Origin of the sequence: Sphingomonas daechungensis (assembly GCF_039543105.1) — a bacterium.
Taxonomy (GTDB): Bacteria; Pseudomonadota; Alphaproteobacteria; order Sphingomonadales; family Sphingomonadaceae; genus Sphingomicrobium; species Sphingomicrobium daechungense.
Genome location: NZ_BAABJC010000001.1, coordinates 2,092,567 through 2,115,846, shown reverse-complemented (window position 1 = coordinate 2,115,846; position 23,280 = coordinate 2,092,567). Strand labels below are relative to the sequence as shown.

The window sequence follows — 23,280 nt, the reverse complement described above, 5'->3', positions numbered from 1 at the left end:
GAAGCCGGTTATTGTGGCTTCAGCGTGCTTCCCGGCTTCCATGCCGGCGCCGCCGGCTGATCGGCCACGCGCTCTACCAGCTTGTAAAAGAAGCGATTGAAATCGGCGGCCGCTTTCCAGTCCATTTGCTGGCGCAGGTCATCCTGCGGCCTGTGATATCCCGCCCGGTACCATTGCCGGTAGATCTGCTCGCTCCGCGAACCCGGCCGGAAACCGAAGACGAAGTTCGTGGCCGGAATACCAGCTTCCAGGAAGGGCCAATGGTCGGTGCGCCGCAACAGGTTTCGCTCCGGCTCCGAATCGGTCTGAACTTCTATGCCAAGGCTGTCAGCCACCGCGCGTGCGTCGTCGCCGAGCGTCGTGTCGTTCAGCGCGTGGACCGTGAGCAGCTCTAGCGGAAAAATCGGCCGCAACTGGTCCAGGTTGATGACGCCGGCGATATGCGAAAGCGGAACCGTCGGATGACTGACGTACCAGCGCGAACCAAGCAGACCTTTCTCTTCCCCGGTGTAAGCCGCAAAAAGGATCGGCCGGCGAAATGGCTGTCCGCGCCTGCGCTCGGCCAGCCTGATTAGCAGCGCCACGTAGGCGGCATCGTCTAGCGTCCCGTTGTAGAGCCGGTCGCCCTTGACCGGCTCGCCATAGCCATAGCCGTCGAGGTGCGCTGACAAGAATATCACCTCGTTGGCAAGCGTCGGGTCCGAGCCGGGTAGAAGTGCAAGGACGTTCGGCGAGCTAATCTCTCGGCGTCGGATGTTGAAATCGGCCCTCAGGCGGTCTCGGAGCGCAAAGCTCGGCAGTGGCTGCCCCTTGCTCCCGGCTGCAATCAAGGCGGCGGCGTCCTTGCCAGTGCCCACGAGCAGCTTACCGAGCGACCCGGCATTCAGGGTCCCCGTCACGAAGGCGTGCGATGAACGCGGGTCCGTCGCCAGCCTGACCGTACGCGCATAGGCATAAGGCCAGCGCGGAGGTTCGACGGTGAAGCCTGGATCCGCGATCGTCAGCATACCGATGGCGCCGGCTGCTCGTAACGCCGAATTCCGTTCGTCGGCATTCGGTAACCCGGGCTTGCGCGTGCCGTGGCAAATCACGATGCGTCCACGGACGTCGCCGAGCGATCCGGCCCCGCAATATCCCGCATACGTCAACGGCACGTCGAGCCGCGCGGGCGTCGCGTCGTTGGGCGAGATCGTCAGGTCGTGAAGAAAGACGAGCGGACGCTGGCCGATGCGAACTCTTGCACTCGTGATCGAGATCTCGTTCATCGGCACGGACTGGAACCAGCCGCCATTTTCGCCCGCCGGTTTAAGGCCCAATGCCTCGAACTTCGACGCGACGAGTCGCGCAGCGCGCAAATAGGCCGCCGACCCCGTGTCGCGCCCTTCCATCGCGTCGCTGGACAGTTGCGCGGTCGTCTTCCACCAGGCCGCCGTGTCGGGGTCGAGCTTCGCTGTCGGGGCTGCGCCGACGGCGAGCAAGGTGCCAACGGCGAGCCAGGGCTTCACTCCCATTCGATCGTTCCCGGTGGCTTCGACGTGTAATCGTAGACCACGCGGTTGATGCCTTGCACCTCATTGACGATGCGGGTCGCCACGCGGCTGAGAAATGCGGCGTCGAAGGGATAGATGTCAGCGGTCATGCCGTCGACGCTGGTCACCGCGCGCAGAGCGCAGACGTAATCGTAGGTGCGATAGTCGCCCATGACGCCGACAGTGCGCACCGGCAGTAGCACCGCGAACGCCTGCCAGATCGCGTCGTAAAGGCCCGCGTTGCGGATCTCTTCGAGGTAGATCGTGTCCGCCTTGCGAAGGATGTCGCACTTGTCCTTGGTCACTTCACCGGGGATACGAATGGCGAGGCCGGGGCCCGGGAACGGATGTCGGCCGACGAAGGCTTCGGGCAGGCCTAGTTCGCGACCGAGTTCGCGGACCTCGTCCTTGAACAACTCGCGCAACGGCTCGACCAGCTTCATATTCATCCGCTCGGGTAGGCCGCCGACATTGTGGTGGCTCTTGATGGTGACGCTAGGACCACCCGTGAAGCTGACGCTTTCGATGACGTCGGGGTAGAGCGTGCCCTGCGCAAGGAAATCGGCACCGCCGATCTTCTTCGCCTCCTCCTCGAAGACGTTGATGAATTCCGCGCCGATGAACTTGCGCTTCTTCTCGGGGTCGCTGACGCTCTCGAGCCCGCCGAGAAAGTCGCGACTGGCGTCCACGTGGACGAGCGGAATGTTGTAGCTGTTGCGGAACAGCGAGACGACCTGTTCGGCCTCTCCTGCCCGCATCAATCCGTGGTCGACGAACACGCAGGTCAGCTGCTCGCCGATCGCCTCGTGGATGAGGACCGCGGCGACTGCGCTGTCGACGCCGCCGGACAGGCCGCAGATCACGCGCCGCTTGCCGACCTGTCCCCGGATGTCGGCGATCTTGGCCTCGCGGAAGCTGGCCATGGTCCAGTTGCCCGAGCAGCCGCAAACGTGCCGCGCGAAGTTCGCGAGCAACTTGCCACCGTCCGGCGTGTGAACCACCTCAGGGTGAAACATGACGCTGTAGCGCTTCTCGGCCTCGTTCGTGGCGATCGCGTAAGGCGCGCCTTCCGAGCGGGCGACGACCTCGAAGCCTGGTGCCAACGTTTCTACGCGGTCACCGTGGCTCATCCAGACCTGGTGCTTTTCGCCGACGTTCCAAAGGCCGTCGAACAAGGCGGATGGAGCGACGACATCGATGTAGGCTCGTCCGAACTCGCGCTGGTCAGAGGGAACCACGCGTCCGCCGAGCTGCTGGTGCAGCGTCTGCTGCCCGTAACAGATGCCAAGCAACGGCAGGCCGCTGTCGAAAATGACCTGCGGAGCGCTCGGCGCATCGTCCCAGGTCACTGACGACGGGCCGCCGGAGAAGATGACTCCCTTGGGCTGCATCCGCTCGAAGGCTTCCGCCGAGGCGTTGAAGGGGACGATTTCGGAATAGACTCCGGCTTCGCGGATGCGCCGCGCGATGAGCTGCGTCACCTGGCTGCCGAAGTCGACGATGAGGATGGATTCGGTGGGCTGGACCGTCATGGCGAGCCGATAGAGAGCCTGTCGCCGCGAGTAAAGTTAAGCTGTTGCTTAAGTTTGTTGACACGGGGTCACGTGCAGGATACTTAAGCGTGTGCTTAACGATTCAGCCACCCTCGACAGGGCTTTCCAAGCCCTGTCCGATCCGGTCCGGCGCGGGATTCTGGCGCGGCTGAGCCGCGGGCCTGCATCGGTCTCCGAGCTCGCGATGCCCCTGCCGATCAGCCTGCCGGCGGTGATGCAGCACCTGAAGGCGCTCGAACAAAGCGGGCTGGTACGGTCCGAGAAGAAGGGCCGCGTCAGGACCGTCCAGCTCGAGCCGAAGGCGCTGGGCGCTGCTGAGGAGTGGATCGTCAAGCGGCGAACCGAGTGGGAGGCTCAGCTCGACCGCTTCGAGGCGCACCTTGCAACTCTTAAGAATGATGGAGTGACCCAGTGACGAATGAGAATGACCTGGTGCTGGAGCGGACCCTGGACGCTCCGGTGGAGCTGGTGTGGGCGGCCTACACGGACCCCGAGCATCTGAAGCAGTGGTTCGCGCCCAAGCCTTACCAGATCACCGAATGCGAGCTCGACCTCCGGCCCGGCGGCGTGTTCCGAATCCGCATGGTCGGACCGGACGATTTCGACACCGGTCACGGAACGCCCGGCTGCGTGCTGGAAGTGGTTGAGAACAAGACGCTGACCTGGACCAGCGCTCTCGGCCCGGGCTTCCGCCCCAACGAGACCGGCGAAGGGTGCGAGAGCTTTCCAATGACAGCGATCGTGACCTTCGAAGATGCCGGCAACGGCAAGACCGCGTACCGCGCCGTCGCCCTGCACAAGGATGCAAAGGACAAGGCGGCCCATGAACAGATGGGTTTCCACGATGGCTGGGGTACCGTCGCCGCCCAGCTGGAGGAATTTGCAAAGGCCCTGAAGGTCAGTGCCTGAGTTAGGGTGCGCGGGGGCCGGCGGCCCCCGCGCATCTCATTGCCTCAGTAACCGCGCCAGTTATAGGGGCGTTTGGCCACGTCGACTTCCTTGATCCGACCGTTCGGCTGGACCTTGCAAACCCATTTCAGGTCGACACCGGCGTGATAGCCATATGTGCCGTAACCGGGTCGATTCCAGCCCTGGTATCCACTCCATCCGGAGCTGGCCACACCCAGAACCCTGAAGCCATAGCTCTTGCGTTCGACGCGCGTGATGCCCTCGACCCTGCCGTAGCGGCGATAGCGATTGTAGTTCTGCCCCTGGTACCAATTGTAATTGTAGCCATTCAGCCGGCCTTCGACCGCTCGCGCGCACTGGTCGATCGCTCGCGCCTGGCCGCCATACTGATTGTAGCCGTAGTTTGCGTACGGGTAGCGGCCGTACTTGTACGACTGCTCCATGTAGGTGTGGCTGTTCTGGGGCTGGGCAAACACCGGCCCGGCCGGCTGGATCGACGCTGCACATCCTGCTGCCGCTACCAGCAACTTCGTCTTCATGGAGCACCTCCCTGCAGCGGCCGCTCAAACGGCCCGAAAGCGCGAACGATCGTTCCGCGGGCGGCCCAATACCATATGCGCCGGTGCCTTTCGACACCGGCGCATCTTGGTCATTAGCCCGGAAGGCTAACGCTTAGTAACCCCGCCAATTGGCCGTACGGCGGTTGATATCGATGTCGCGGATGCGGCCGTCGTAGCGGACTTCGCAGTTCCAGCTAAGGTCCGCACCGGCATTGTATCCGTAGGTACCGTAACCGCGCTGGCCATAGCCCTGATAGCCGTTGTAGCCGGAGCTGGCGACGCCGAAGACTTTCAGACCGTACGACTTGCGATCGACGCGGGTGATACCCTGAACGCGCCCACCGGCATTGTAATTATTGTAGCCGTTGTACCCGTTATAGCCGTTGTATCCGTAGCCACCTTGATACGGGACGTTGCCATAGCCGTAGTAGCCGTTGCGATAGCCGTTCAGGCGGGCCTCGACTGCACGAGCACATTGGTCGACGGCGCCGGACTGGTTCGAATACTGGTTGTAGCCGTAGTTGCCGTAGGGATACCGCCCGTAGCCCAGGATCTGGCCAATGATCTGGCCAACCGGGTTCTGACCGTAGCCGTAATTTGGCGCCGGATAATATTGAGCGGCAGCAGGCGCGGCGCCTGCCAGAGCAGCGAGGCCGACTCCGCCAGCGAGAATCTTCGTAAGAGCTTTCATCTCAGCATCTCCTAAACAAGCCCGCTTGCAGCAGAGAGACCGCTGCCAAGCTTATGACCTGCCTAACGCTTCAGCACTGCACTTGTTCTGAATGCGTCGTTTGCTGGTGTTCAGCTAGTTTAACGAACGGCGCCCGTTGCCGAGGCGCAGATAGGCCGGATCGAAGTCGGCAAAGTTAGCCAGCCGGTCGAAGTCGTGCATGAAAAGCCGGCCCCGGTGATGGTCGACATAACCAGTTTCGCGCAGGTGCTGGAGCGTTCGGTTGACGTGGACTCCGGTGAGACCGAGCGCGTCGCCGACCATCTCCTGCGTCAGCGGCATTTCGCAGCTGTTCCCTTCGACGAGACCCGCCGCATCCGCGCGCTTGTAAATCTCGCAGAACATGTGCGCCATGGCGCCGTCGGCTGTGAGCCGCGAATTACGGGTGAGCCATTCGCGATACTGCGCCGACTGCACCAGGCTGGACCGCCAAACGAGGTCCTGCACGCGGGGACGATTGCGCATCAGATCGGCGAGATCGGCGATCGGAATCAGGAACACCTCGCTGTGCGCGGCAGCGCTGAGGCTGCTGTCCAGGCAATCGAGGTGGACCGACTCCAGCGAGGGCGCATCGCCAGGCAGATAGAATGCGTGGATCTGCCGCGAACCGTCGCGACGGCTGACGTAACGTTGCAGGAAACCGGTTACAACAATGACCGAGAAACTGGGCTGCGTGCCGGACTTCGCAATGTCTTCGTGTCGGCGGAAAGCCCTGCGCTCCCCGTCGACCTTCAGGATCGCGTTGCGATCTTCCTCGCACAACTCTCCAAGCTGCGTCAGGTAGTCCAAAAATGCCTGGCCAATCACGCGTTCGCCTCTCCCCGGCGCGCGCGAAAGCAATCAACGAAACGCACTACCCACCTTAGCTTCGACTCTCCGGGGCCGCCCTTAGGCGCGGGAGCCGAACAACTGCACTAACATATTATAGAAGCTGAGCCTTCGATGGCTTCCGAGTGCGTTTGTCCGATGTTTCGCGGAACTGGTTGGCACCCCTGATCGCTAGTTGCGCCGACTGGACTGGACTCGAAGCTCGGCCTGTCGCACCACAGTTTCGGGCACGAAATGCTGCTGGGGTCGTCACCGCGATCTCGGCGCCGAGAGAGCATCGGACGTTTCGATATGACCCATCTGCCGGAAAGCGTTGGCTGCAGACCCTAGATGTTAGAGGCGCATCTCAAGAAGCTGCGGATTCGCGACGATATCAGCTGCGAGGAAGAAGCTGCGATACGCGCGGCCATGCTCGAAGTGCGGGAGGCCGAGGCGGACACAACCGTTGTCAGGCACGGCCGGGAATTGCACGAAAGTCTGCTGCTGCTCGATGGATGGATGGCGCGTACGACGTCCATGGCCAGTGGCCACCAGCAAATCAGCGAGCTCCAATACTGCGGGGACTTCGTCGACCTGCATGGCTTCACACTGAAGCGCCTCGATCATAACATCATGGCGATCACCGCCTGCCGTTACGCCGTTTTCCCGCATGAGCGACTCCGTGTGATGCTCGAGAAGCATCCGCATCTCGCCCGTGTCTATTGGCTGATGACCAACGTGGACGCCGCGATCCATCGCGAGTGGACGGTATCGCTAGGGCGGCGGACCGCGCCATCGAGGATGGCACACCTGTTCTGCGAGATGCTGACCCGCCTGAGAATCGTTGGAAAAACCGAAGGCAACAGTTTCGAGATGCCGTTGACGCAACAGGAGCTTGGTGACTGCCTTGGGCTGACATCGGTGCACGTCAATCGCACGCTTCAGAGCCTGCGCCGGCAGGGGCTAATCAAGCTCGATCGCGGGTGCGCCGAGATCCTCGATCTTCCGGCATTGAAAACGCTGGGCGAATTCGATGACGACTATCTCTATCTCGAGAAGAGACCCCGCTGAAATCGCGCGCGACTTACATATGTGATTTTCCCCGCATGCAAACCTCACGAATTTCTCCACGTTTCAACGGGTTAACAGCGGGGAATGATGGCCAACGATTCCGATTATTATCGATCACGTGAGCGTGCGGAGCGCGCGGCGGCAAAAAGCGCCGGCTGCCCGCATGCCCGTCGGGTGCACCAGGAACTCGCGCAAGCCTACGCCCGCCTGGTGGCAGACGACGACCATCACCAAGTCAGCCCCAGCCGGAGCCGCTGAGGATCAGAGTTGAAGTCCGGTGTAGTGCGCGAAGAAGGCGAGAACGTCCGACGCTTCCTCGATAATCTTGTCGGTGGGCTTGCCGGAGCCATGACCGGCGCGAGTCTCGATCCGGATGACGTGCGGCTCGCCGTTCGGATCGGCGGCCTGCAGCGCCGAGATGTACTTGAAGCTGTGCCCCGGAACGACGCGATCGTCGGTGTCGGCCGTCGTCACCAGCATCGGCGGGTAGTGAACACCCGTCTTGATGTTATGGTAGGGTGAGTAGGCCAGCAGCGTTTTGAAGTCCGCTTCCTTATTGGGATAGCCATAATCGTCGACCCAATAGCGGCCTGCCGTGAAACGATCGAACCGCAGCATGTCCATCACGCCGACCGCAGCATTCGCCGCATCGAAAAGGTCCGGCCGCTGATTGACGACCGCGCCAATCAGCAAGCCACCGTTCGATCCGCCCTGGATTGCGAGACCCTTCGGTGAGGCGATATTATTCGCCTTCAGATACTCACCGGCGGCGATGAAATCGTCGAACACGTTCTGCTTGTTCGCCAGGCGGCCGGCGTCGTGCCACGCCTTGCCGTATTCGCCCCCGCCGCGAAGGTTGGCGAGCGCGTAGACACCGCCCTTCTCAAGCCACGCCAGCCGCGTCGCGGAAAAGCTCGGCGTGAGCGACACGTTGAACCCGCCGTAGGCGTACAGCAGTGTCGGTGCCGGGCCGGTCGTGCCCTTCTTGCGGACGATGAACATCGGCACACGGGTGCCGTCCTTCGAATTGTAGAAGACCTGTTCAACCGAATAGTCGTCCGGGTTGAACGCAACCTTCGGCGCGGCCCAGGCCGACGCCTGACCGGTCTTCACATCATAGCGGTAAATGGTCGTCGGGCGATTGAAGCTGGTGAAGGCGAAGAAGGTCTCGGGATCGTCAAGATCGCCGCCGAAGCCGCTCGCCGTGCCGATACCGGGCAGGTCCACGTCGGTCAGCTTCTTGCCCTGCAAATTGTGCACGCTGATCGCCGATTTCGCGTCGGCGAGATAAGATGTGATCAGCTTGCCGCCGACGATCGAGGCCCCGTCCAGCGTCGAGTCCTGCTCTCCGACGACCGGAGTGATCGGATTGCCGGCACGACCTACGTCCATCGCGACGATCTTCAGCTTCGGAGCGTCCTTGTTGGTGATGAAGAAGAAGCGCGATCCTTCGTTACCGATGAAGCTCCAATTGTTTTCGAGCCCCGTGATCAATGCCTTCGGCTTCGCGCCGCGGGCACGCAGGTCGATTGCGTGCACCTCGTAGCGGTCGTCAGTGCCTTCCGCCGTGGTAATGACTAGCCAGCGGCCGTCGTCGCTGACGGTCGCATAATGGCCATAAGTCGGCTTCTCCGGTGTCGCGTAGACCAGCCGATCCTCGGCCTGCGGCGTGCCGAGCTTGTGGAAGTAGATCTTCGCGTTGAGGTTGGTGGACTGGAACTCCTGCCCTGCGGTCGGCTCCGGAAAGCGGGTGTAGAAGAAACCGGACCCGTCCTTCGTCCATTCCATGCCGGAGAACTTGACCCACTTGACCTCGTCGCCGGTCTCCTTGCCGGTCGCGACGTCGATGACCTTGACCGTCCGCCAATCCGAACCGCCATCTTGGATCGAATAGACCAGGTACTTGCCATCCTCGCTCGGCGACCATTCGGCCAACGCCGTCGCGCCGTCCTTCGACCAGCTGTTCGGATCGATGAGGACGCGACCTTCGCCGTCCAGGCTGTCGCGAACGAAGAGTACGGACTGGTTCTGCAGCCCCGAATTGTGGGCGTAGAAGTAATGACCGCCCTTCTTCACCGGCACACCGAACCGCTCATAATCGTAAAGCTGCTTGATGCGCGCTTCGAGGCCTTCGCGCCCCGGAAGCGTCGTCAGGAACGTGTTGGTGACGGCATTCTGGGCATCGACCCAGGCCTTCACTTCCTTGTCCTCGCGAACGTCGTTCTCAAGCCAGCGATAGGGGTCGGCGACCTGAACGCCGAACCGCGGGTCGACCTGATCGGTGCGCCGTGTCTGCGGGTAGGCAAGCCCGGCCTGGGCGTCTGCCGCCTGCGAGGCCATCGCCGCGGCATCAGCGGCGGCTGCAGCTTCGACTTCCGGGCTGGGGGTCATTGCACAGGCACTTGTGAGCAAAGCAGCAACGTAGAAACTCCGACGCATGAATGTCTCCCCCGCGCAATGATCGGCGGCGCCGGCAACCGGTAGCAGGCGCGGCGCTGCTATCTCAAGCACTGCGGAAAAAAGTCCGCCCCCACCGCACTCAATTGGGGATTTCCCCGATTCACTTCCAAGCCGAACCGCTCACGGTGTTCCCGCGAACGAGCGTGGAGAACCCGCATGCCGCCAGTTGTCGAACAATGGCTCAACACGGCGCCGATCTGGACCATGGCCATTCTCTCTCTCGGAGGCATGCTCGTGGCAGCCGTCGTCGGAACGTACCTGCGGCGACGCCACGACAAGCGTCATGGCAAACCCACGAAGGAAGAAGACAGCCAGCAGACCTTCCTGGTGTCGTCGGTCATGGGACTATTGGCACTGCTGATCGGCTTTACGTTTTCGATGGCCGTCGATCGCTTCGACACCCGGCGCCACCTGGTGCTGGAAGAAGCCAATGCGATCGGGACGACATATCTCCGAACCCAGCTGCTCGAAGAGCCGCACCGGGCACGGATCAGCAAGCTGCTGTCCGAATACACCGATGTCCGGATCGAGCTTGCGACGAGCAAGCCAGGCCCGGCTGTCAGGCCCTTGCTTCAACGGAGCGACGGGCTGATCGCCGACCTGTGGACGGCAACCGTCGCGGCATTTCCCACGATGCGGCCATATGATTTCTCCAGCTCGTACCTCGAATCGATGAACCTGCTGATCGATACGGATGCCGCGCGGCAGGCCAGCCGGATGGCGCATGTGCCGTCAGAGGTGTTCATCGTCCTTCTTCTCTACCAATTCATGGCCGCCGGAGTGATCGGCTACACGCTCTCCGGCGAGGGTGGACGGAGGATCGCCGCGTTTCTGCTCCTGCTGTTCGGCATCGCTTTGCTGCTGGTCTTCGATATCGACCACCCGACGGCTGGCGGGATCATCGAGTCCCAGCGACCTATGCTCCAGGTGCAGACCTTTATGAAGGAACGGCCACCCGCATCTTTCGATCGTTTCAACGAGGTGGCTGGACCGCGAACTCGCTAGACCCGTTCCCCCGCTCACCGCGTCGTCAGCACAACTTGTCATTAACGCGCGCGAGTATCGCTCATTTTGAGGAACGAACTTCCGAAGTCCCTGTTCGCTCATCGTCAATCATGACGTCACTTTTCATCGGAGCGGGCACATGCGGTTCACCACCAGAACCATCGTCGCGGCTGTTGCCTTCATTACGAGTGCTGGCCCAGCCAGTGCATCGGTCATCGTGGGGTTCGATCCACCAGCCGGCATTCCGTCTGGGAATGACTTCACGACGGAGCTTGGCAGCCTTGGCCTGACCCAGGTTGCAACGTCGGGGATTTCACTCGTCCTCGACGAGGATTCGATCATCACCTTCGACGTTCTCGGAAGCGAAAGCGGTTTCGACGACGGTTTCCAAGCGTCGGGCCTGACGTTTCAGGAATTCACCTCGTTCCTGAACAGCTTCGCATCGCCGACTGCCGTAGGTAGCGCGTCATTCCTTGCGGGCGACCTCGCCGGCTTGTTCGGCTTCACCAGCTCCGGCGGGCTTTCGGCCAACGTCGGCGATCCCGGCCTTGCGCTCTTTTTGGGCGCGAATGCGGTTTCCGGCGATCCATGGTCGGTCTTCTACCTTGGTTTCGACGATCAACTTGCGGGCCCGGACGGCGATTTTGACGACCTGATCGTTCGTGCGACGGTTGCTCCGGCGACCGCTGTGCCCGAGCCCGCCACCTGGGGCATGGCGCTCCTCGGCTTTGGGGTTGTGGGCTTCGCGATGCGGCGTTCGCGCAGGAAGTCGCTGCCGCGAGCCGCATAGAGATAGCTGCACGAACAAAAAGGGCCGCGGATGAACTCCGCGGCCCTTTTCTATTCAGTGGTCCGAAGACGTCAGGCGGCTTCGAACTCTTCCTCGGTCATTACCGGGCCGCTGTCCTGGCCCTTGGCCGAAACGTCGCGATCGACGAACTCGATGATCGAGATCGGCGCGGCGTCGCTGGCGCGGATGCCAGCCTTGATGATGCGCGTGTAACCGCCGTTACGGTCGGCATAGCGCGGTGCGAGCACGTCGAAGAGCTTCACGAGCTGAGCGTCGTCCATCAGGCGCGACTGGGCGAGACGGCGATTGCTGAGGCCGCCGTGCTTGGCGAGCGTGATAAGCTTCTCGACGTAGGGCCGTAGCTCCTTCGCCTTCGCGGTGGTGGTGGTGATCTGCTCATGCTTGATCAGCGCTGCCGCCATGTTGCGGAACAGGGCCGCACGGTGGCTCGAGGTACGCTGCAGCTTACGGCCGCCTACGCGGTGACGCATGGTTCTTCTCCGTTCGTTCGGGACCCGTACGAGGTAATCCCGGCCAGGCGGACTTGTTTGCGGGAGCCGCCCCTTTTCCCGTTGCTTTCGCTGAGCGCCGCCCTCAAGCGGAATGGCTCGCGGAAGTCAAGAGGAACGCCGGATGAATGCAGCCGCCTTGCCCCTGTCGCTAGCCGTCATTGCGGGGATCTTCATCGCGATCCAGGCGCCTACCAACGCCCTCCTCGGCAAGGCATCGGGATCGCCGGTTGTTGCCGCTTTCATATCCTTCGTGGTCGGCATGCTTGCGCTCGGCGCCATGGTGGCGATCACCGGCGGCCGGGTATTCGCTCCGGAACTCAAGTCGGTCCCCTGGTATGCCTGGCTTGGGGGCTTCTACGGCGCCTTCTTCGTCGCGATGGCCGCGTTCGCCGCTCCGCGGATCGGCGTGGCGACCATGTTGACTGCAGCGGTCGCCGGTCAGATTTTCGCCGCGCTGATCATGGACCACTTCGGACTGCTCGGTTTGGCCCGCCAGCCGGTCAGCGTGGAGCGAATTGCCGGAGCGCTGCTCGTTCTGGTCGGAGCCGTCCTGGTACGGAGAGGGTGATGGGCTATTTGATCGTTTTCCTCGGTGCGGGCATCGGCGGAGCGCTCCGTCACGGGGTGAACCTGACCTCGATGAGACTGTTCGGCGTGGATTTCCCGTACGGAACCCTGATCGTGAATGTCATCGGTTCGCTCGCGATGGGCGTTATCGCCGGCTATTTCCTGTTCCGAACCGGTGTCCCGCAGCACATGCGCCTGTTCCTAACCACCGGAATTCTGGGCGGCTTCACGACATTTTCGGCCTTTAGTCTGGACACGGCTTTGCTAATGGAGCGCCACGCATATTGGTCGGCAGCCATCTACGTCGCGGGTTCGGTCATCCTGAGCCTCGTGGCATTGTTCGTCGGCCTCAGCCTTTTTCGAACCGGAGCACCTCTCCCTTGAATATCGATTTGATTCCCGTCGGCGACAATCCGCCCGAAAGCCTGAACGTCGTCATCGAGGTGCCGGTTGGCGGCGAGCCGGTGAAATATGAGTTCGACAAGAAGTCGGGCGCCTTGTTCGTCGACCGCATCCTGCACACGCCGATGCGCTATCCGGCGAACTACGGCTTCGTCCCGCACACTCTATCGCCCGATGGCGATCCGCTTGACGCGCTGGTGATCGCCCGCTCGCCGTTCGTTCCCGGCTGCGTGGTGCGCGCCCGGCCGATCGGCGTGCTCAATCTCGAGGACGAACATGGCGGGGACGAGAAGCTGATCTGCGTGCCGGTCGACACGACCTTTCCTTATTACGCGGACGTGGGGGAGCGGCAGGACCTGCCCTCAATCATCCTGCAACAGATCGAGCACTTCTTCACCCACTATAAGGACCTGGAGTCGGAAAAGTGGGTGCGGATCGGCAATTGGGGCGATGCCGAGGACGCGCGCCGGATCGTGACGGAAGCGATCAGCCGCGCGCAGCAGCAGAAGTCTTCGGTCGACTAATCCCGCTTTCGATGAGCAGGGCGGACATGGCCCTGCTCAGGTCTGCCGCTCCGAACGGCTTGCCAAGCACGGCGCATTCGAAACCGCGCTCCATGATTTCGTTGCTGTATCCGGTGGCCAGCAGCACCGGGATGCCTGGCCGGGTCTCGCGGACCCGGCGGGCGAGTTCGAGGCCGCTCATTCCGGGCATGACGACGTCCGACAGGATCAGGTCGACCTCGTCGGAGCCCAGGGATTCCAATGCCTGCTCGGCCGAATCCACGGAGATGACGCTGCACCCCAGATCGACCAACAGGCCCTCTGCGAACTCGCGAACCTGTGGATTGTCCTCAACCAGCAGGACAGTGAGCCCTTCGGGCAGATCATGGACTTCCGAGGTTGCGATCGCCGCTGCAGCCTTCTTCTCCGTTCGGGGCAGGAGGAAGGTGATGGTTGTCCCCTCGCCCTCCTGAGACCTGATCTCGGCGCGGCCGCCGGCCTGCGCCGCGAAGCCGTGGATCTGCGACAAGCCAAGGCCGGTGCCTTTGCCGACTTCCTTGGTCGTGAAGAAAGGTTCGAACGCGCGTTCGATGACGTGCTTGGACATGCCCGTGCCCGTGTCGCTCACGTCGAGCGCAACGAATTCGGAACCCTGCTCGTCGACGCGACGCGTCCCCAGGGTTAGAGTCCCGCCGTCCGGCATGGCGTCGCGCGCGTTGACCGCAGCGTTGAGAATGGCCGTCTCCAACTGCGCCGCATCGATTTCCACCCGAGTATCGTCCGACGTCAGCGCCAGCGCGACGTGAACATTGTTGCCGAGAGTGCGCGAAAGCACTTCCGCCAGCGCGTCGAGACGAACGTTGAGGTCAAGAACTTCGGGCTTGATCGGCTGGCGCCGGCCGAAGGCAAGCAGGTGGTTGGTCAAGGTCGTCGCCCGCTCGGCGGTCTCGGCGATCGCTTCGAGATATTGCTTGCGCTTGTTTTCCGGCAGGTCGGGCTTGCGCAGGAGGAAATCCGCCGAACCCGCAACGACAGTCATCAGGTTATTGAAATCGTGCGCGATGCCGCCGGTAAGCTCACCAAGCGCCTGTAACTTTTGCGACTGAATCAGCGAGGTTCTCGCATCTTCCAGTTCCTCTTCGGCCTTCTTTCGCTCCGTGATGTCGCGGGTGATCTTGGCGAAGCCGACATGCTTGCCGCTCTCATCGAAGATGGGGTCAAGCACCACGCTGGCCCAGAACGGCGAACCGTCCTTGCGAACGCGCCACGCCTCGCGTTCGTACTTGCCTTCGCGAAGCGCCGTCTCCAGCGCAAACTGCGGCTCGCCGCGAGCCCGATCTTCGTCCGTGTAGAAACGCGAGAAATGCTGACCGACGATTTCGTCGGCCGTATAGCCCTTGATCGCCTCGGCCCCGCTATTCCAGTTGGTAATGCGGCCATCGGTGTCGAGCATGTAGATGGCGTAGTCGCGCACGCCTTGGACGAGGGTCGTGAACCTTTGCTCGCTTTCGTAAAGCGCTCTTTCCTGCTCACGCTTCGCCGTAATGTCGCGAGTGATCTTGGCGAAGCCGATGTGCTGCCCTTCGGTATCAAACACCGGATCGAGCACGGCATTCGCCCAAAAGCGGGTGCCATCCTTGCGCACTCGCCATCCCTCAGCCTCGAAGCGCCCCTCCGCAAGCGCAGTGCGGAGCGCCTTGGCCGGAAGACCCGCTGCACGATCTTCCGGCGTGAAGAATAAAGAGAAGTGATGACCGATGATCTGATCGGCCGAGTAGCCCTTGAATCGCTCCGCGCCCGGATTCCAGGTCGTCACGAGACCGGTCGGGTCGAGCATGTAGATTGCGTAGTCGGTGATCGAGTGGATGAGCAGCTGGAAACGCTGCTGCTCCGACATACTCTCGAGATTGGACAAGACGCAGTTGTTCCTAACTCGCCGGCAAACTGCGCCGGCATTCATCAGCCCCCGGAATGTCACTTATTAGCAATTGCCTCTGATTCAAAGGAAATCTCCCCCCGCTCATGTCCTAGAAACGGTCAAGCAGCCGATCGACAGTTCCCTTGGCGCTGCCGGGCTTGCTGTTCGGATCCTTCGCCTCTCGTTCGAGCGCCCGACGGATCATCTCAATCTCTCGCTCGGTCAAATGCTCCACTCCAATGAAGCGGTCTCTCGCGTCCGCAACGGCGCGCAACAACTCGTCCAGTTTTGCCTGCATTGCTCCAGCGTCACGATTTTGCGCGTTCTGGATCAGGAACACCATCAGGAACGTCACGATCGTGGTCCCGGTGTTGATGATGAGCTGCCACGTATCCGAGAAATGAAAGATCGGACCGGTGACTGCCCAGACGATGATGACAGCCACAGCCAGGAGGAAGGTCAGTGGCTGACCAGCGACCGTGGCAATACTCGTCGCAACACGCGCGAAGAACCGTTCCATGACGCCGTAACGCACTCGCAACGAAATGGTGCCGAACCGCTTGCGAAACAGCAATCCCGCGCGCAGTGTCCGTGATCATTTCGAAGAGGGCCACATGGACGAAACCACCTCGCCTCGACCGGTCGCTGGCTGGTTCAAGTTCGCTGCAATCGCATCGATCCTATTCATGGCGATCGGTTGCGCCGGATACGTCATCGATGTGACGACCGATCCGCAGAGCCTGCCGCTCGACCAACGCAATCTCGTTCTGGCCCGGCCCGTCTGGCAAGTTGCCGCCTATGCGATTGCGGTCTGGGTGGGGTTGATCGGCGCTGTCCTCCTGCTTCTCCGCAAAAAGACCGCCGAGCCGCTTCTACTTGTGTCCCTGGTCGCGGCAGTTTTTACGTTTGTTCCGCTGGCGACCGTCCCGGCCATCCGCGACAACGTGACCACGAATGACATTGCAATGGCGGTCATTATCATCCTGATCACGGGCACGATCTGGTCGTTCGCACGCCATTCGCGGCAGCGGGGCTGGCTGGTCTGACAACTCGCCGGTAAAAGCCGGCTCCATGTCCACGTTCACCATCGACACGGCAACGAGCCGCGCGACCCCGACGCCCGTTCCCGGCAAGCGGGTGACCGCGCCATCGCTGCGCGCGCGCAAGGTGGAGGGGAAGACCGATCAGCCCATCGTCGCGCTGACGGCGTACACGATGCGGATGGCGCAATTGCTCGACGAGCATTGCGACCTGCTCCTTGTCGGCGACAGCCTTGGGCAAGTCATTTACGGCTTGCCCTCGACCATCCCTGTGACCCTCGAAATGATGATCGCGCATGGTGCCGCGGTCGTTCGCGGCAGCTGGCATGCATTGGTGGCCGTCGACATGCCGTTCGGATCCTACGAGGGCTCGCCGGAGCAAGCCTTTGCCAGCTGCTCCCGCGTGATGAAGGAGACCGGTTGCGCGGCGATCAAGCTTGAAGGCGGCGAAGCCATGGCTCCGACGGTCCGCTTCCTGACCGAGCGAGGCATTCCGGTTGTCGGCCATGTCGGCCTCACCCCCCAGGCCGTGAACACGCTTGGCGGCTACGGAGCTCGTGGCCGCGGCGATGCCGAGGCGGCCAAGATCCTCGGCGATGCGCGGGCGATTTCGGACGCCGGCGCATTCTGCATCGTCCTCGAAGGGGTGATGGAAGAGCTTGCGACCCGGATCTCGCGCGAAGTCGCGGCGCCGATCATCGGCATTGGTGCATCGGCAGATTGCGACGGACAAATCCTCGTGACGGACGACATGCTCGGCCTGTTCGAGCGCACGCCGCGTTTCGTGAAGCGCTACGACAACCTCGCCGAGCAAATCTCGAACGCTGCAAGGAGCTACGCTGAGGAGGTCCGGTCGCGGACCTTTCCATCGGCTGATCAGACCTACCGCCCCAAGAGCGACTAGTTCCGCCAGACATCCCCGTGAGCGTCGACTACGACCGCGAGACGTTCAGCAATCCTGCGATCGTCGGCCACCGACGGGTGATAGTTGCAGCCGCCGAATTCCAGGCCGGCGATCTCCACGAAGTCGATGCGCTTTTCGCCCGCGGCCTTGAGGTCTTCGACAGCGCTGCGGACCTCGGCAGCAATCTCCCCGTTCGCAGCATCCGTCGTCCACACGACGAACTGGGCGTCCGGATTCGCGGCTCGCAGGCGCTTGACGAACGCGACGTAGGAGCTTCGGAAATCGGCGCTCAGCTCCTTTCGTGAGCGCCATTTCTCGTCGGGATGAAGCTGGGTCGAGAAGTCGTTGGTGCCGAGGGAGATGACGATCAGGCTCGGCTGCCACGTCGCATCGCGAGCAAGCTTATCGCGATTGAAGAGGACGTACGGGTAGATTGTCGGCAGGCTATCGACGGCGGCCCCGTCGTAGCTTCGGACCACGCCTCGTCCCGAAATTGCGTTGACCTCGTAGTCGGCCGCGTAGCGCCGGGCGAGGATCGGACCGAAGGCATGGGACGTATCCGTGGTCTCCCACACCTCTTGCTCCGTGCACTGTCGCGTGGCGGAGGTGTTGCCGTAACCTACGGTGTGGGAATCGCCGATGAACTCGATCTGGCGGGTCCGGGCTGGCCAATTGGATGCTTTGGTCGACGCGGGCGCAAAGAAACCGCCGAAGGCGGTCGGCCCGGCCTGGCTCTCGCTTGCGACCTCGACGGCAAGTCGATGCGGACCTTTCGCCAGGCCCGTCAACGCATAGAGCCCGGCGGCAGGCCGCATCAGCGTTTGGATGACCTGCCCGTCCAGGCGGACGTGCAATTTCTGTTCGCCTTCCCCCACACGGAAATAGATTTCGGTCCCGTTGAAAGCAGTCTCGAAATACGTACCGGGCCACTGTCGCAGGACCTCGTTCTCGCGAAGCACGGCACGCCCTCCAACATGCATCGGCAGGACGTGCAGATCCTTGCGCAGTTGGCCTTCGACCGGGGCGACACGCGGCCCCGATTGCGCCGAGCATGCCGTGGCAAGGAGAAGCAGGGAAACAGCAATACGAAGACCCGCCATCAACAATCCTCTTCGCCGCCGGACTAGTCCGATCAATTGCCCGAAGGCCACCCCTTTGCCTTTGGCTTTTCAGCCGCTAGACGATGCACCGCCAGCTTCCGTTCAGCTTTAGTGAGGAAGGGAGCGGTCGGCATTTTTATCCCCGTATCTTCGATTTGAGGCAGGTCTTGGCGGTTCCGACGGACAGCAACGACACTTTTCTTAGGGAAGTCGACGAGAATCTTCGGCGCGACCGGCTTCAGGACTTCTTCCAGAAGAATGCCAAGTGGATCGCACTCGCGGTGATCCTGTTCCTCGCCGCCGCCGGTGGCTGGATTTACTGGGAGCAGTACCAGAACAAGAAGGCGGCCGAAGAGTCGGAACAGCTTCACGCCATCTTCAACGACATCGCGCAAAACAAGCGGCAGACCGTCCCGCAACGCGTGGAAAAGCTGGAGAAGTCCGGCAACGACATCGTCCGCGCGACGGCGCTATTCACCAGCGCAGCGCTGTCGCTGGAGAAGAACGATCGCACCGCAGCCGTCGCCAAGTATCGCGAGATCGTGAACGACAAGGGTCTGCCGGATGCTTACCGCGATGCAGGCAATATCCGCCTCACCGCGCTGGAGTTCGACACAATCAAACCGGACGAAGTCATCGCCCGCATGGCGCCGTTGGCCAAGGCCGGCAATCCCTGGTTCGGCAGTGCCGGCGAAATGACCGCCCTCGCTTTACTCAAACAGGGCAAGCGCGCGGAGGCAGGCCGCATGTTCGCCGCAGTCGCCGCCGATACACAGGTTCCAGGTTCCATTCGCGCACGCGCCGTCCAGGTCGCGGGCACTCTTGGGGTGGACGCAAGCGCGTCGATGCCCCCGGTGCAGCAATAGGATTGACGATATGAAGGCAGTTCGGACGAAGCTCGTTGTGTTGACGCTTGCTGCACTGGCAGCCAGCGGATGCGGAATCTTCAAGAAAGGCGCGCCCAAGACGCCCGTCGTGGGCGAGCGGGTCGCTGTCCTCGCGACCGAGCAGGATGTCGCGGTCGACGATGCGACCGCTGCACAGCCGTTCACCATTCCGGATCCCGTCGCCAACACGGAATGGGGCCAGTCTGGCGGAAATGCTTCGAAATCGATGGGACATGTCGCGCTCGGCCAGTCGGTCGGCCAGGCCTGGGAAGTCTCGATCGGCCGGGGCGGCAGCACCAGCCAGCGCCTGGCGTCATCGGCGGTCGTCGGGGACGGCCGCGTCTATACCATCGACACGCAGGCGACTGTCCGTGCCTTCGATGCGCAGACCGGCGCAACCGCTTGGTCCACACAGTTCGGGTTCGAGAAAACCAATACGGCGTCGCTGTTCGGCGGCGGCGTCGCCTACGACAATGGCAAGATCTACGCGAGCAACGGGCTCGGCTACGTCGCCGCGCTGGACGCGCGCAACGGCGGGATTATCTGGCAGGTCCACCCGACTGGCCCGATCCGTGGAGCGCCCACCGTCGTCGGGGACTCTCTCTATGTGATCACCCAGGACAACCAGATCTACGCTCTCAAGACCGCGGATGGCGCGACCGATTGGTCGCAATCAGCCGCGCTGGAAATCGCGGGCGTGTTCGGCTCCGCCTCTCCTGCCGTAGGCCAAGGGACGGTCGTCGCTGGCTTCTCGTCCGGCGAGCTCAACGCGTACCGTTATGAGAACGGCCGCCTGGTCTGGCAGGATCAGCTGGCGCGCACGACGATCCGAACCAGCGTCGCTTCGATTTCCGACGTCGATGCCGATCCGGTGATCGACAACAGCCAGGTCCTCGCGGTCGGCCAGGGCGGCCGCATGGTCGCAATCGACCTGCTGACCGGCCAGCGGCAGTGGGAACTGAACATCGCCGGAATCTCGACCCCCTGGGTCGCCGGTGAATGGGTGTTCGTCGTGACCGACGATGGCAAGATCATTTGCATCAACCGCGCCAGCGGCAAGATCCGATGGATCGCGCAGGCGCCGGCATTCCGCAACGTGAAGAAGAAGGCGGGGCCGATTTCCTACGTCGGACCGATCCTGGCCGGTGGACGGTTGATCGTCGCCAGCTCCGAGGGCGCCTTGATCAACATCGACCCTAGCAATGGTGCCTTCCAGAGCCAGACCAACATGAAGGGCGGGGTTCACCTGCAGCCGGTCGTCGCCAACAACACCATGTTTATCCTTGACGACGAGGGACGCCTTCGCGCCTGGCGCTAAGCGGCGGTTGACGGATGTGCGAGCGCTGGGGCATGGGACGCCTCCGCTCAGGTGCGGGTGTAGCTCAATGGTAGAGCAGAAGCCTTCCAAGCTTACGACGAGGGTTCGATTCCCTTCACCCGCTCCAAAACAAGGTAGCTCGGCGCTTCAGCACCGTTGACACTCTTGTCACTGGCCGCCACATGGCGCGCCTGCCTGCACCTGGAGAGGTGGCCGAGTGGTTAAAGGCAGCAGACTGTAAATCTGCCCGCGCAAGCGTACGCTGGTTCGAATCCAGCCCTCTCCACCACGCACGCAATGGCCGATTTCGGCCATTTCTTTGCGGCACTTCCGCGGGCTGCTCCCAACGGATCGGTCTAACATTTACCGACATCAAAAAACGCAGATTTCTGTCAATTTCCGTCGAGTACCGTCGGCTCCGTGATACATCGCCGATACACGGCGATACACAAAAATGGCCTCGCTACGGAAAATCTCCAGTTAGCGTTCGAGTGGCGATTCCGCGCCGCTGTCCGATCCCATCAATGTAGAGATCCGACCACCCCCTGCCCTAATGGCAGGTATCGACCCAAACCTGCCGCGACCGTTTTCGACCCAAAGCAAGACACTAGGCATCCGCGATCAGCATCGCCGCGGCCTCCTGACGGGCTGGCGCTGAAATCCTCGCGACCAGACGGTTCGTTCAGCTCTTCGCAGGAGTCAGCGAGTCGGCTTCAGGCCGCCCACCGGTCCTCCAAAGCGAGTAGCCGACGCCGGCCGAGAGGATCGCAAAGGTGACGGCCAGCGATACGAGGGGTGGAATCTTGGCGATGCCCAGTGCGTCTGCGAGGAAAATCTTAGAGCCGATAAAGACCAACAGCACGCTCAAGGCGTATTTCAGGTAGTGGAACCGGTGCACCATTGCCGCGAGGGCAAAGTAGAGCGCGCGCAGGCCGAGCACGGCGAAGATGTTCGAGGTGTACACGATGAACGGGTCCGTCGTGATCGCGAAGATGGCGGGGACCGAGTCGACTGCGAAGACTACGTCGACGACCTCGACCATGGCGAGAGACAGGAACAGCGGCGTCATGAACAGATCCGCGCTTCGGCCCTCCGCCGACGGCAGGCGAACCCAAAAGCGGTTTCCATGAAAGCGGTCGGTGACATTGAACCGCCTGCGGACCCACCGAAGAACCGGCGATGAGCCGACGTCATACTCCTTGTCGGCGAACACCCACATCTTGATGCCGGTCACGATCAAGAACGCCGCGAAGATATAGAGCACCCAGCCAAACTGGCTGACGATCGTTGCGCCCAGTCCGATCATGATTGCGCGAAGTACGATGACGCCGAGAATGCCCCAGAAGAGCACCCGATGCTGATATTCGCGCGGAACGGCGAAGTAGGTGAAGATCATCGCGATGACGAACACATTGTCCATCGCAAGGCTCTTCTCGATGACGAAGCCGGTAACGTAGTTCATGCCGGCGGTCGGGCCCATGTACCACCACACCCATCCGCCAAAGCCGAGACCGAGCAGGATGTAGAACGCAGACATGATAATGCTTTCGCGCGCGCCGATCTCCCGTTGCTTGCGGTGCAGCACACCGAGGTCGAGCACGAGCAGGGTGATGACCACGCCGATGAAGCCGAGCCACATCCAGAGCGGCTTACCGAGCCAGTCGAAGAACAGAAATTCCATTGCAGGTCCCTTTGTCAGCGCTCCTTGAAGGAGCGTTCCCGTCCGACATCACGGACTGTCGTCCGCCAGAGGGGCCCGGATGGGATGAAAAGGCAGCGCCACCTCCAGCCGGAGGTGGGCGCTTACCGGTCAGTCAAACAGCTCCTCCAGGAAGCTCTTGCGTCGCTTGCCGTGGCGCCGGCCTTGATAACGATCATCATCCCAATGCCGATCATGACCATAGGGCACAACAGCTTGCGGGGGTGCATCGCTTGCGGCGCCGCTTCGCTGAATGATCTTGTCGAGTTCGCCGCGATCGAGCCACACGCCGCGGCAGGACGGACAATAGTCAATTTCGATACCTTGCCGTTCGGACATGGTCAGCTGGGTCGCACAAACGGGGCACTGCATCTCAAGCCCTCCCCGCCTGAAGCGTCTGCCGATGGATCAGGTCCTTCACGGGCAGCTTGAGCTTCTTAAGCTGCGAGATCCTCAACCAGTCCTTCCAGCGGCGTTGCTGTTCGAAACGCAGTTGCCCGTCGATGCGCTGGTGCGCCTCGAGCAGGCTATACAAACGCGAACGCATAGATGTCTCCTCTTTGCTCAAACCAAGGTTTGATCGGAGACCCGGCAGTGCTTTGGGAAGTGCTGACAGCCTATCGAACGCACCGGATCAACCGATGCGGTCCGACATCACGAATGCCCTGAAAGAGCAGCCGCCAGAGGGGCCCGGTCCGCCCAGCCTACATATTTGCTCCCGTTCGCCACTTCAAGAGGACAAAATTGATGCCGCGGCTGATGTCCGCTTTCCACCCGTTTCCGCCGCGCGGGACTTTCGACCCATTGCGGACACTGGGACCCAAGTCGCTTCACGCCGTGGGCGTCAGGGGATGGCCTTCAACCGCAGTGGCCGTCGTGCTGGACATCCTGATCATTGCAGCGGTGTTCTGGCTCGTTCGCCGTTCCTCCACTCAGGATGGAAGTGGAGAAGGCTCAGGCGAATAGCGGCAGGCTTCGGCCCATTGCTGTCTGTAGGGAACGCCGACAGTGTGGCA

26 protein-coding genes and 2 tRNA genes are annotated in these 23,280 nt (G+C 62.0%); 15 read left to right on the top strand and 13 right to left on the bottom strand.

The genetic code is table 11. From position 1 onward, the window contains the following. Positions 1-8: 8 nt before the first annotated feature. Positions 9-1,511 (bottom strand): M28 family peptidase, encoded by a 1,503-nt coding sequence (locus ABD928_RS11110; RefSeq protein WP_345168756.1) that lies wholly within the window; start codon positions 1,509-1,511, stop codon positions 9-11. Continuing rightward, a complete protein-coding gene (gene guaA, locus ABD928_RS11105; RefSeq protein ID WP_187715147.1) occupies positions 1,502-3,061 on the bottom strand; it encodes a glutamine-hydrolyzing GMP synthase in 1,560 nt (519 codons plus the stop codon). The genes ABD928_RS11110 and guaA overlap by 10 nt, the downstream gene beginning before the upstream one ends. 91 nt (positions 3,062-3,152) lie before the next feature. On the opposite strand from guaA, the gene ABD928_RS11100 reads away from it, so the two are divergent. Beyond that, entirely contained in the window at positions 3,153-3,497 is a 345-nt protein-coding gene (locus ABD928_RS11100) for an ArsR/SmtB family transcription factor (RefSeq protein WP_187715148.1), read from the top strand. Continuing rightward, a complete protein-coding gene (locus ABD928_RS11095) occupies positions 3,494-3,991 on the top strand; it encodes an SRPBCC family protein (protein WP_345168751.1) in 498 nt (165 codons plus the stop codon). The genes ABD928_RS11100 and ABD928_RS11095 overlap by 4 nt, the downstream gene beginning before the upstream one ends. A gap of 44 nt (positions 3,992-4,035) precedes the next feature. On the opposite strand, the gene ABD928_RS11090 is transcribed toward ABD928_RS11095, so the two are convergent. The 3 genes from ABD928_RS11090 to ABD928_RS11080 all read right to left on the bottom strand — a co-directional run bounded on the left by ABD928_RS11090 (position 4,036) and on the right by ABD928_RS11080 (position 6,088). Beyond that, positions 4,036-4,530, bottom strand: a complete 495-nt coding sequence (locus ABD928_RS11090; RefSeq protein WP_187715149.1) for a hypothetical protein — start codon at positions 4,528-4,530, stop codon at positions 4,036-4,038. Between the two features lie 133 nt (positions 4,531-4,663). Continuing rightward, positions 4,664-5,242 (bottom strand): hypothetical protein, encoded by a 579-nt coding sequence (locus ABD928_RS11085; RefSeq protein ID WP_345168749.1) that lies wholly within the window; start codon positions 5,240-5,242, stop codon positions 4,664-4,666. Positions 5,243-5,356: 114 nt separating this feature from the next. Then, positions 5,357-6,088, bottom strand: coding sequence for a Crp/Fnr family transcriptional regulator (locus ABD928_RS11080; RefSeq protein ID WP_187715151.1), 732 nt, complete (start codon positions 6,086-6,088; stop codon positions 5,357-5,359). Positions 6,089-6,439: 351 nt separating this feature from the next. On the opposite strand from ABD928_RS11080, the gene ABD928_RS11075 reads away from it, so the two are divergent. Further along, positions 6,440-7,159 (top strand): Crp/Fnr family transcriptional regulator, encoded by a 720-nt coding sequence (locus ABD928_RS11075; protein ID WP_187715152.1) that lies wholly within the window; start codon positions 6,440-6,442, stop codon positions 7,157-7,159. Between the two features lie 261 nt (positions 7,160-7,420). Here ABD928_RS11075 and ABD928_RS11070 read toward each other — a convergent pair whose 3' ends face one another. Continuing rightward, positions 7,421-9,550: a prolyl oligopeptidase family serine peptidase gene (locus ABD928_RS11070; protein WP_425569720.1), complete on the bottom strand. Its 2,130-nt coding sequence runs from the start codon at positions 9,548-9,550 to the stop codon at positions 7,421-7,423. A gap of 225 nt (positions 9,551-9,775) precedes the next feature. Here ABD928_RS11070 and ABD928_RS11065 point away from each other — a divergent pair, with 225 nt between their 5' ends. Both ABD928_RS11065 and ABD928_RS11060 read left to right on the top strand, forming a co-directional pair. Next, positions 9,776-10,624 carry a bestrophin-like domain gene (locus tag ABD928_RS11065; protein WP_187715154.1) on the top strand — a complete coding sequence of 283 codons (849 nt, stop codon included), beginning with the start codon at positions 9,776-9,778 and terminating at the stop codon, positions 10,622-10,624. A gap of 139 nt (positions 10,625-10,763) precedes the next feature. Further along, positions 10,764-11,414 carry a PEPxxWA-CTERM sorting domain-containing protein gene (locus ABD928_RS11060; protein ID WP_345168743.1) on the top strand — a complete coding sequence of 217 codons (651 nt, stop codon included), beginning with the start codon at positions 10,764-10,766 and terminating at the stop codon, positions 11,412-11,414. A 71-nt stretch (positions 11,415-11,485) separates the two neighbouring features. Here ABD928_RS11060 and rplQ read toward each other — a convergent pair whose 3' ends face one another. Next, positions 11,486-11,905, bottom strand: a complete 420-nt coding sequence (rplQ, locus tag ABD928_RS11055; protein WP_187715156.1) for a 50S ribosomal protein L17 — start codon at positions 11,903-11,905, stop codon at positions 11,486-11,488. Positions 11,906-12,017: 112 nt separating this feature from the next. Here rplQ and ABD928_RS11050 point away from each other — a divergent pair, with 112 nt between their 5' ends. The 3 genes from ABD928_RS11050 to ppa are packed head-to-tail and all read left to right on the top strand — an operon-like array spanning position 12,018 to position 13,419. Continuing rightward, entirely contained in the window at positions 12,018-12,494 is a 477-nt protein-coding gene (locus ABD928_RS11050) for a DMT family transporter (RefSeq protein ID WP_345168739.1), read from the top strand. Further along, on the top strand, positions 12,494-12,877 hold the full coding sequence (crcB, locus tag ABD928_RS11045; RefSeq protein WP_187715157.1) for a fluoride efflux transporter CrcB: 384 nt from the start codon (positions 12,494-12,496) through the stop codon (positions 12,875-12,877). Before ABD928_RS11050 ends, crcB begins: the two co-directional genes overlap by 1 nt. Continuing rightward, the gene (gene ppa / locus ABD928_RS11040; RefSeq protein ID WP_345168735.1) at positions 12,874-13,419 is read left to right on the top strand and encodes an inorganic diphosphatase; all 546 of its coding nucleotides are present in this window, start codon (positions 12,874-12,876) and stop codon (positions 13,417-13,419) included. Before crcB ends, ppa begins: the two co-directional genes overlap by 4 nt. On the opposite strand, the gene ABD928_RS11035 is transcribed toward ppa, so the two are convergent. Both ABD928_RS11035 and ABD928_RS11030 read right to left on the bottom strand, forming a co-directional pair. Further along, on the bottom strand, positions 13,382-15,295 hold the full coding sequence (locus tag ABD928_RS11035; RefSeq protein WP_425569739.1) for a hybrid sensor histidine kinase/response regulator: 1,914 nt from the start codon (positions 15,293-15,295) through the stop codon (positions 13,382-13,384). The genes ppa and ABD928_RS11035 overlap by 38 nt on opposite strands. Positions 15,296-15,425: 130 nt before the next feature. Continuing rightward, a complete protein-coding gene (locus ABD928_RS11030; RefSeq protein ID WP_187715772.1) occupies positions 15,426-15,836 on the bottom strand; it encodes a low affinity iron permease family protein in 411 nt (136 codons plus the stop codon). Between the two features lie 94 nt (positions 15,837-15,930). Here ABD928_RS11030 and ABD928_RS11025 point away from each other — a divergent pair, with 94 nt between their 5' ends. Together ABD928_RS11025 and panB are read left to right on the top strand one after the other, a co-directional pair. Continuing rightward, a complete protein-coding gene (locus ABD928_RS11025) occupies positions 15,931-16,362 on the top strand; it encodes a hypothetical protein (protein WP_187715158.1) in 432 nt (143 codons plus the stop codon). A 25-nt stretch (positions 16,363-16,387) separates the two neighbouring features. Beyond that, positions 16,388-17,260: a 3-methyl-2-oxobutanoate hydroxymethyltransferase gene (gene panB / locus ABD928_RS11020; RefSeq protein WP_345168728.1), complete on the top strand. Its 873-nt coding sequence runs from the start codon at positions 16,388-16,390 to the stop codon at positions 17,258-17,260. Here panB and ABD928_RS11015 read toward each other — a convergent pair. Continuing rightward, positions 17,257-18,360 (bottom strand): SGNH/GDSL hydrolase family protein, encoded by a 1,104-nt coding sequence (locus ABD928_RS11015; protein WP_345168725.1) that lies wholly within the window; start codon positions 18,358-18,360, stop codon positions 17,257-17,259. The genes panB and ABD928_RS11015 overlap by 4 nt on opposite strands. An 83-nt stretch (positions 18,361-18,443) precedes the next feature. Between ABD928_RS11015 and ABD928_RS11010 the strand changes: the two genes are divergently transcribed. From ABD928_RS11010 to ABD928_RS10995, 4 genes are all read left to right on the top strand, one after another. Then, positions 18,444-19,226 (top strand): tetratricopeptide repeat protein, encoded by a 783-nt coding sequence (locus ABD928_RS11010; protein ID WP_345168722.1) that lies wholly within the window; start codon positions 18,444-18,446, stop codon positions 19,224-19,226. Positions 19,227-19,236: 10 nt separating this feature from the next. Then, entirely contained in the window at positions 19,237-20,565 is a 1,329-nt protein-coding gene (locus ABD928_RS11005; protein WP_345168719.1) for an outer membrane protein assembly factor BamB family protein, read from the top strand. A 53-nt stretch (positions 20,566-20,618) separates the two neighbouring features. Then, a tRNA-Gly gene (locus ABD928_RS11000) sits at positions 20,619-20,692 on the top strand. A gap of 76 nt (positions 20,693-20,768) precedes the next feature. Then, positions 20,769-20,854, top strand: a tRNA-Tyr gene (locus ABD928_RS10995). Positions 20,855-21,247: 393 nt separating this feature from the next. On the opposite strand, the gene ABD928_RS10990 is transcribed toward ABD928_RS10995, so the two are convergent. The 3 genes from ABD928_RS10990 to ABD928_RS10980 form a co-directional block, all read right to left on the bottom strand. Next, positions 21,248-22,246 carry a TerC family protein gene (locus ABD928_RS10990; protein WP_187715159.1) on the bottom strand — a complete coding sequence of 333 codons (999 nt, stop codon included), beginning with the start codon at positions 22,244-22,246 and terminating at the stop codon, positions 21,248-21,250. A gap of 129 nt (positions 22,247-22,375) precedes the next feature. Then, positions 22,376-22,636, bottom strand: a complete 261-nt coding sequence (locus ABD928_RS10985) for a TFIIB-type zinc ribbon-containing protein (protein ID WP_187715160.1) — start codon at positions 22,634-22,636, stop codon at positions 22,376-22,378. 1 nt (position 22,637) lies between these two features. Next, complete coding sequence (locus ABD928_RS10980; protein WP_187715161.1) at positions 22,638-22,811, bottom strand: DUF465 domain-containing protein; 174 nt, start codon at positions 22,809-22,811, stop codon at positions 22,638-22,640. Between the two features lie 200 nt (positions 22,812-23,011). Between ABD928_RS10980 and ABD928_RS10975 the strand changes: the two genes are divergently transcribed. Then, positions 23,012-23,230 (top strand): hypothetical protein, encoded by a 219-nt coding sequence (locus ABD928_RS10975; protein ID WP_223276468.1) that lies wholly within the window; start codon positions 23,012-23,014, stop codon positions 23,228-23,230. The last annotated feature ends 50 nt before the right edge of the window (positions 23,231-23,280 follow it).

Coding starts and splice junctions, on each gene's coding strand:
- crcB (WP_187715157.1), top strand. CDS start 12,494: ATGGGCTATTTGATCGTTTTCCTCGGTGCGGGCATCGGCGGAGCGCTC.
- ABD928_RS11085 (WP_345168749.1), bottom strand. CDS start 5,242: ATGAAAGCTCTTACGAAGATTCTCGCTGGCGGAGTCGGCCTCGCTGCT.
- ABD928_RS11010 (WP_345168722.1), top strand. CDS start 18,444: ATGCACCGCCAGCTTCCGTTCAGCTTTAGTGAGGAAGGGAGCGGTCGG.
- panB (WP_345168728.1), top strand. CDS start 16,388: ATGTCCACGTTCACCATCGACACGGCAACGAGCCGCGCGACCCCGACG.
- ABD928_RS11025 (WP_187715158.1), top strand. CDS start 15,931: ATGGACGAAACCACCTCGCCTCGACCGGTCGCTGGCTGGTTCAAGTTC.
- ABD928_RS11050 (WP_345168739.1), top strand. CDS start 12,018: ATGGCTCGCGGAAGTCAAGAGGAACGCCGGATGAATGCAGCCGCCTTG.
- ABD928_RS11060 (WP_345168743.1), top strand. CDS start 10,764: ATGCGGTTCACCACCAGAACCATCGTCGCGGCTGTTGCCTTCATTACG.
- ABD928_RS11090 (WP_187715149.1), bottom strand. CDS start 4,530: ATGAAGACGAAGTTGCTGGTAGCGGCAGCAGGATGTGCAGCGTCGATC.
- ABD928_RS11005 (WP_345168719.1), top strand. CDS start 19,237: ATGAAGGCAGTTCGGACGAAGCTCGTTGTGTTGACGCTTGCTGCACTG.
- ABD928_RS10985 (WP_187715160.1), bottom strand. CDS start 22,636: ATGCAGTGCCCCGTTTGTGCGACCCAGCTGACCATGTCCGAACGGCAA.
- ABD928_RS11015 (WP_345168725.1), bottom strand. CDS start 18,360: ATGGCGGGTCTTCGTATTGCTGTTTCCCTGCTTCTCCTTGCCACGGCA.
- rplQ (WP_187715156.1), bottom strand. CDS start 11,905: ATGCGTCACCGCGTAGGCGGCCGTAAGCTGCAGCGTACCTCGAGCCAC.
- ABD928_RS10990 (WP_187715159.1), bottom strand. CDS start 22,246: ATGGAATTTCTGTTCTTCGACTGGCTCGGTAAGCCGCTCTGGATGTGG.
- ABD928_RS11065 (WP_187715154.1), top strand. CDS start 9,776: ATGCCGCCAGTTGTCGAACAATGGCTCAACACGGCGCCGATCTGGACC.
- ABD928_RS11070 (WP_425569720.1), bottom strand. CDS start 9,550: ATGACCCCCAGCCCGGAAGTCGAAGCTGCAGCCGCCGCTGATGCCGCG.
- ABD928_RS11035 (WP_425569739.1), bottom strand. CDS start 15,295: ATGTCGGAGCAGCAGCGTTTCCAGCTGCTCATCCACTCGATCACCGAC.
- ABD928_RS11075 (WP_187715152.1), top strand. CDS start 6,440: ATGTTAGAGGCGCATCTCAAGAAGCTGCGGATTCGCGACGATATCAGC.
- ABD928_RS10980 (WP_187715161.1), bottom strand. CDS start 22,811: ATGCGTTCGCGTTTGTATAGCCTGCTCGAGGCGCACCAGCGCATCGAC.
- ABD928_RS10975 (WP_223276468.1), top strand. CDS start 23,012: ATGCCGCGGCTGATGTCCGCTTTCCACCCGTTTCCGCCGCGCGGGACT.
- guaA (WP_187715147.1), bottom strand. CDS start 3,061: ATGACGGTCCAGCCCACCGAATCCATCCTCATCGTCGACTTCGGCAGC.
- ABD928_RS11030 (WP_187715772.1), bottom strand. CDS start 15,836: ATGGAACGGTTCTTCGCGCGTGTTGCGACGAGTATTGCCACGGTCGCT.
- ABD928_RS11110 (WP_345168756.1), bottom strand. CDS start 1,511: ATGGGAGTGAAGCCCTGGCTCGCCGTTGGCACCTTGCTCGCCGTCGGC.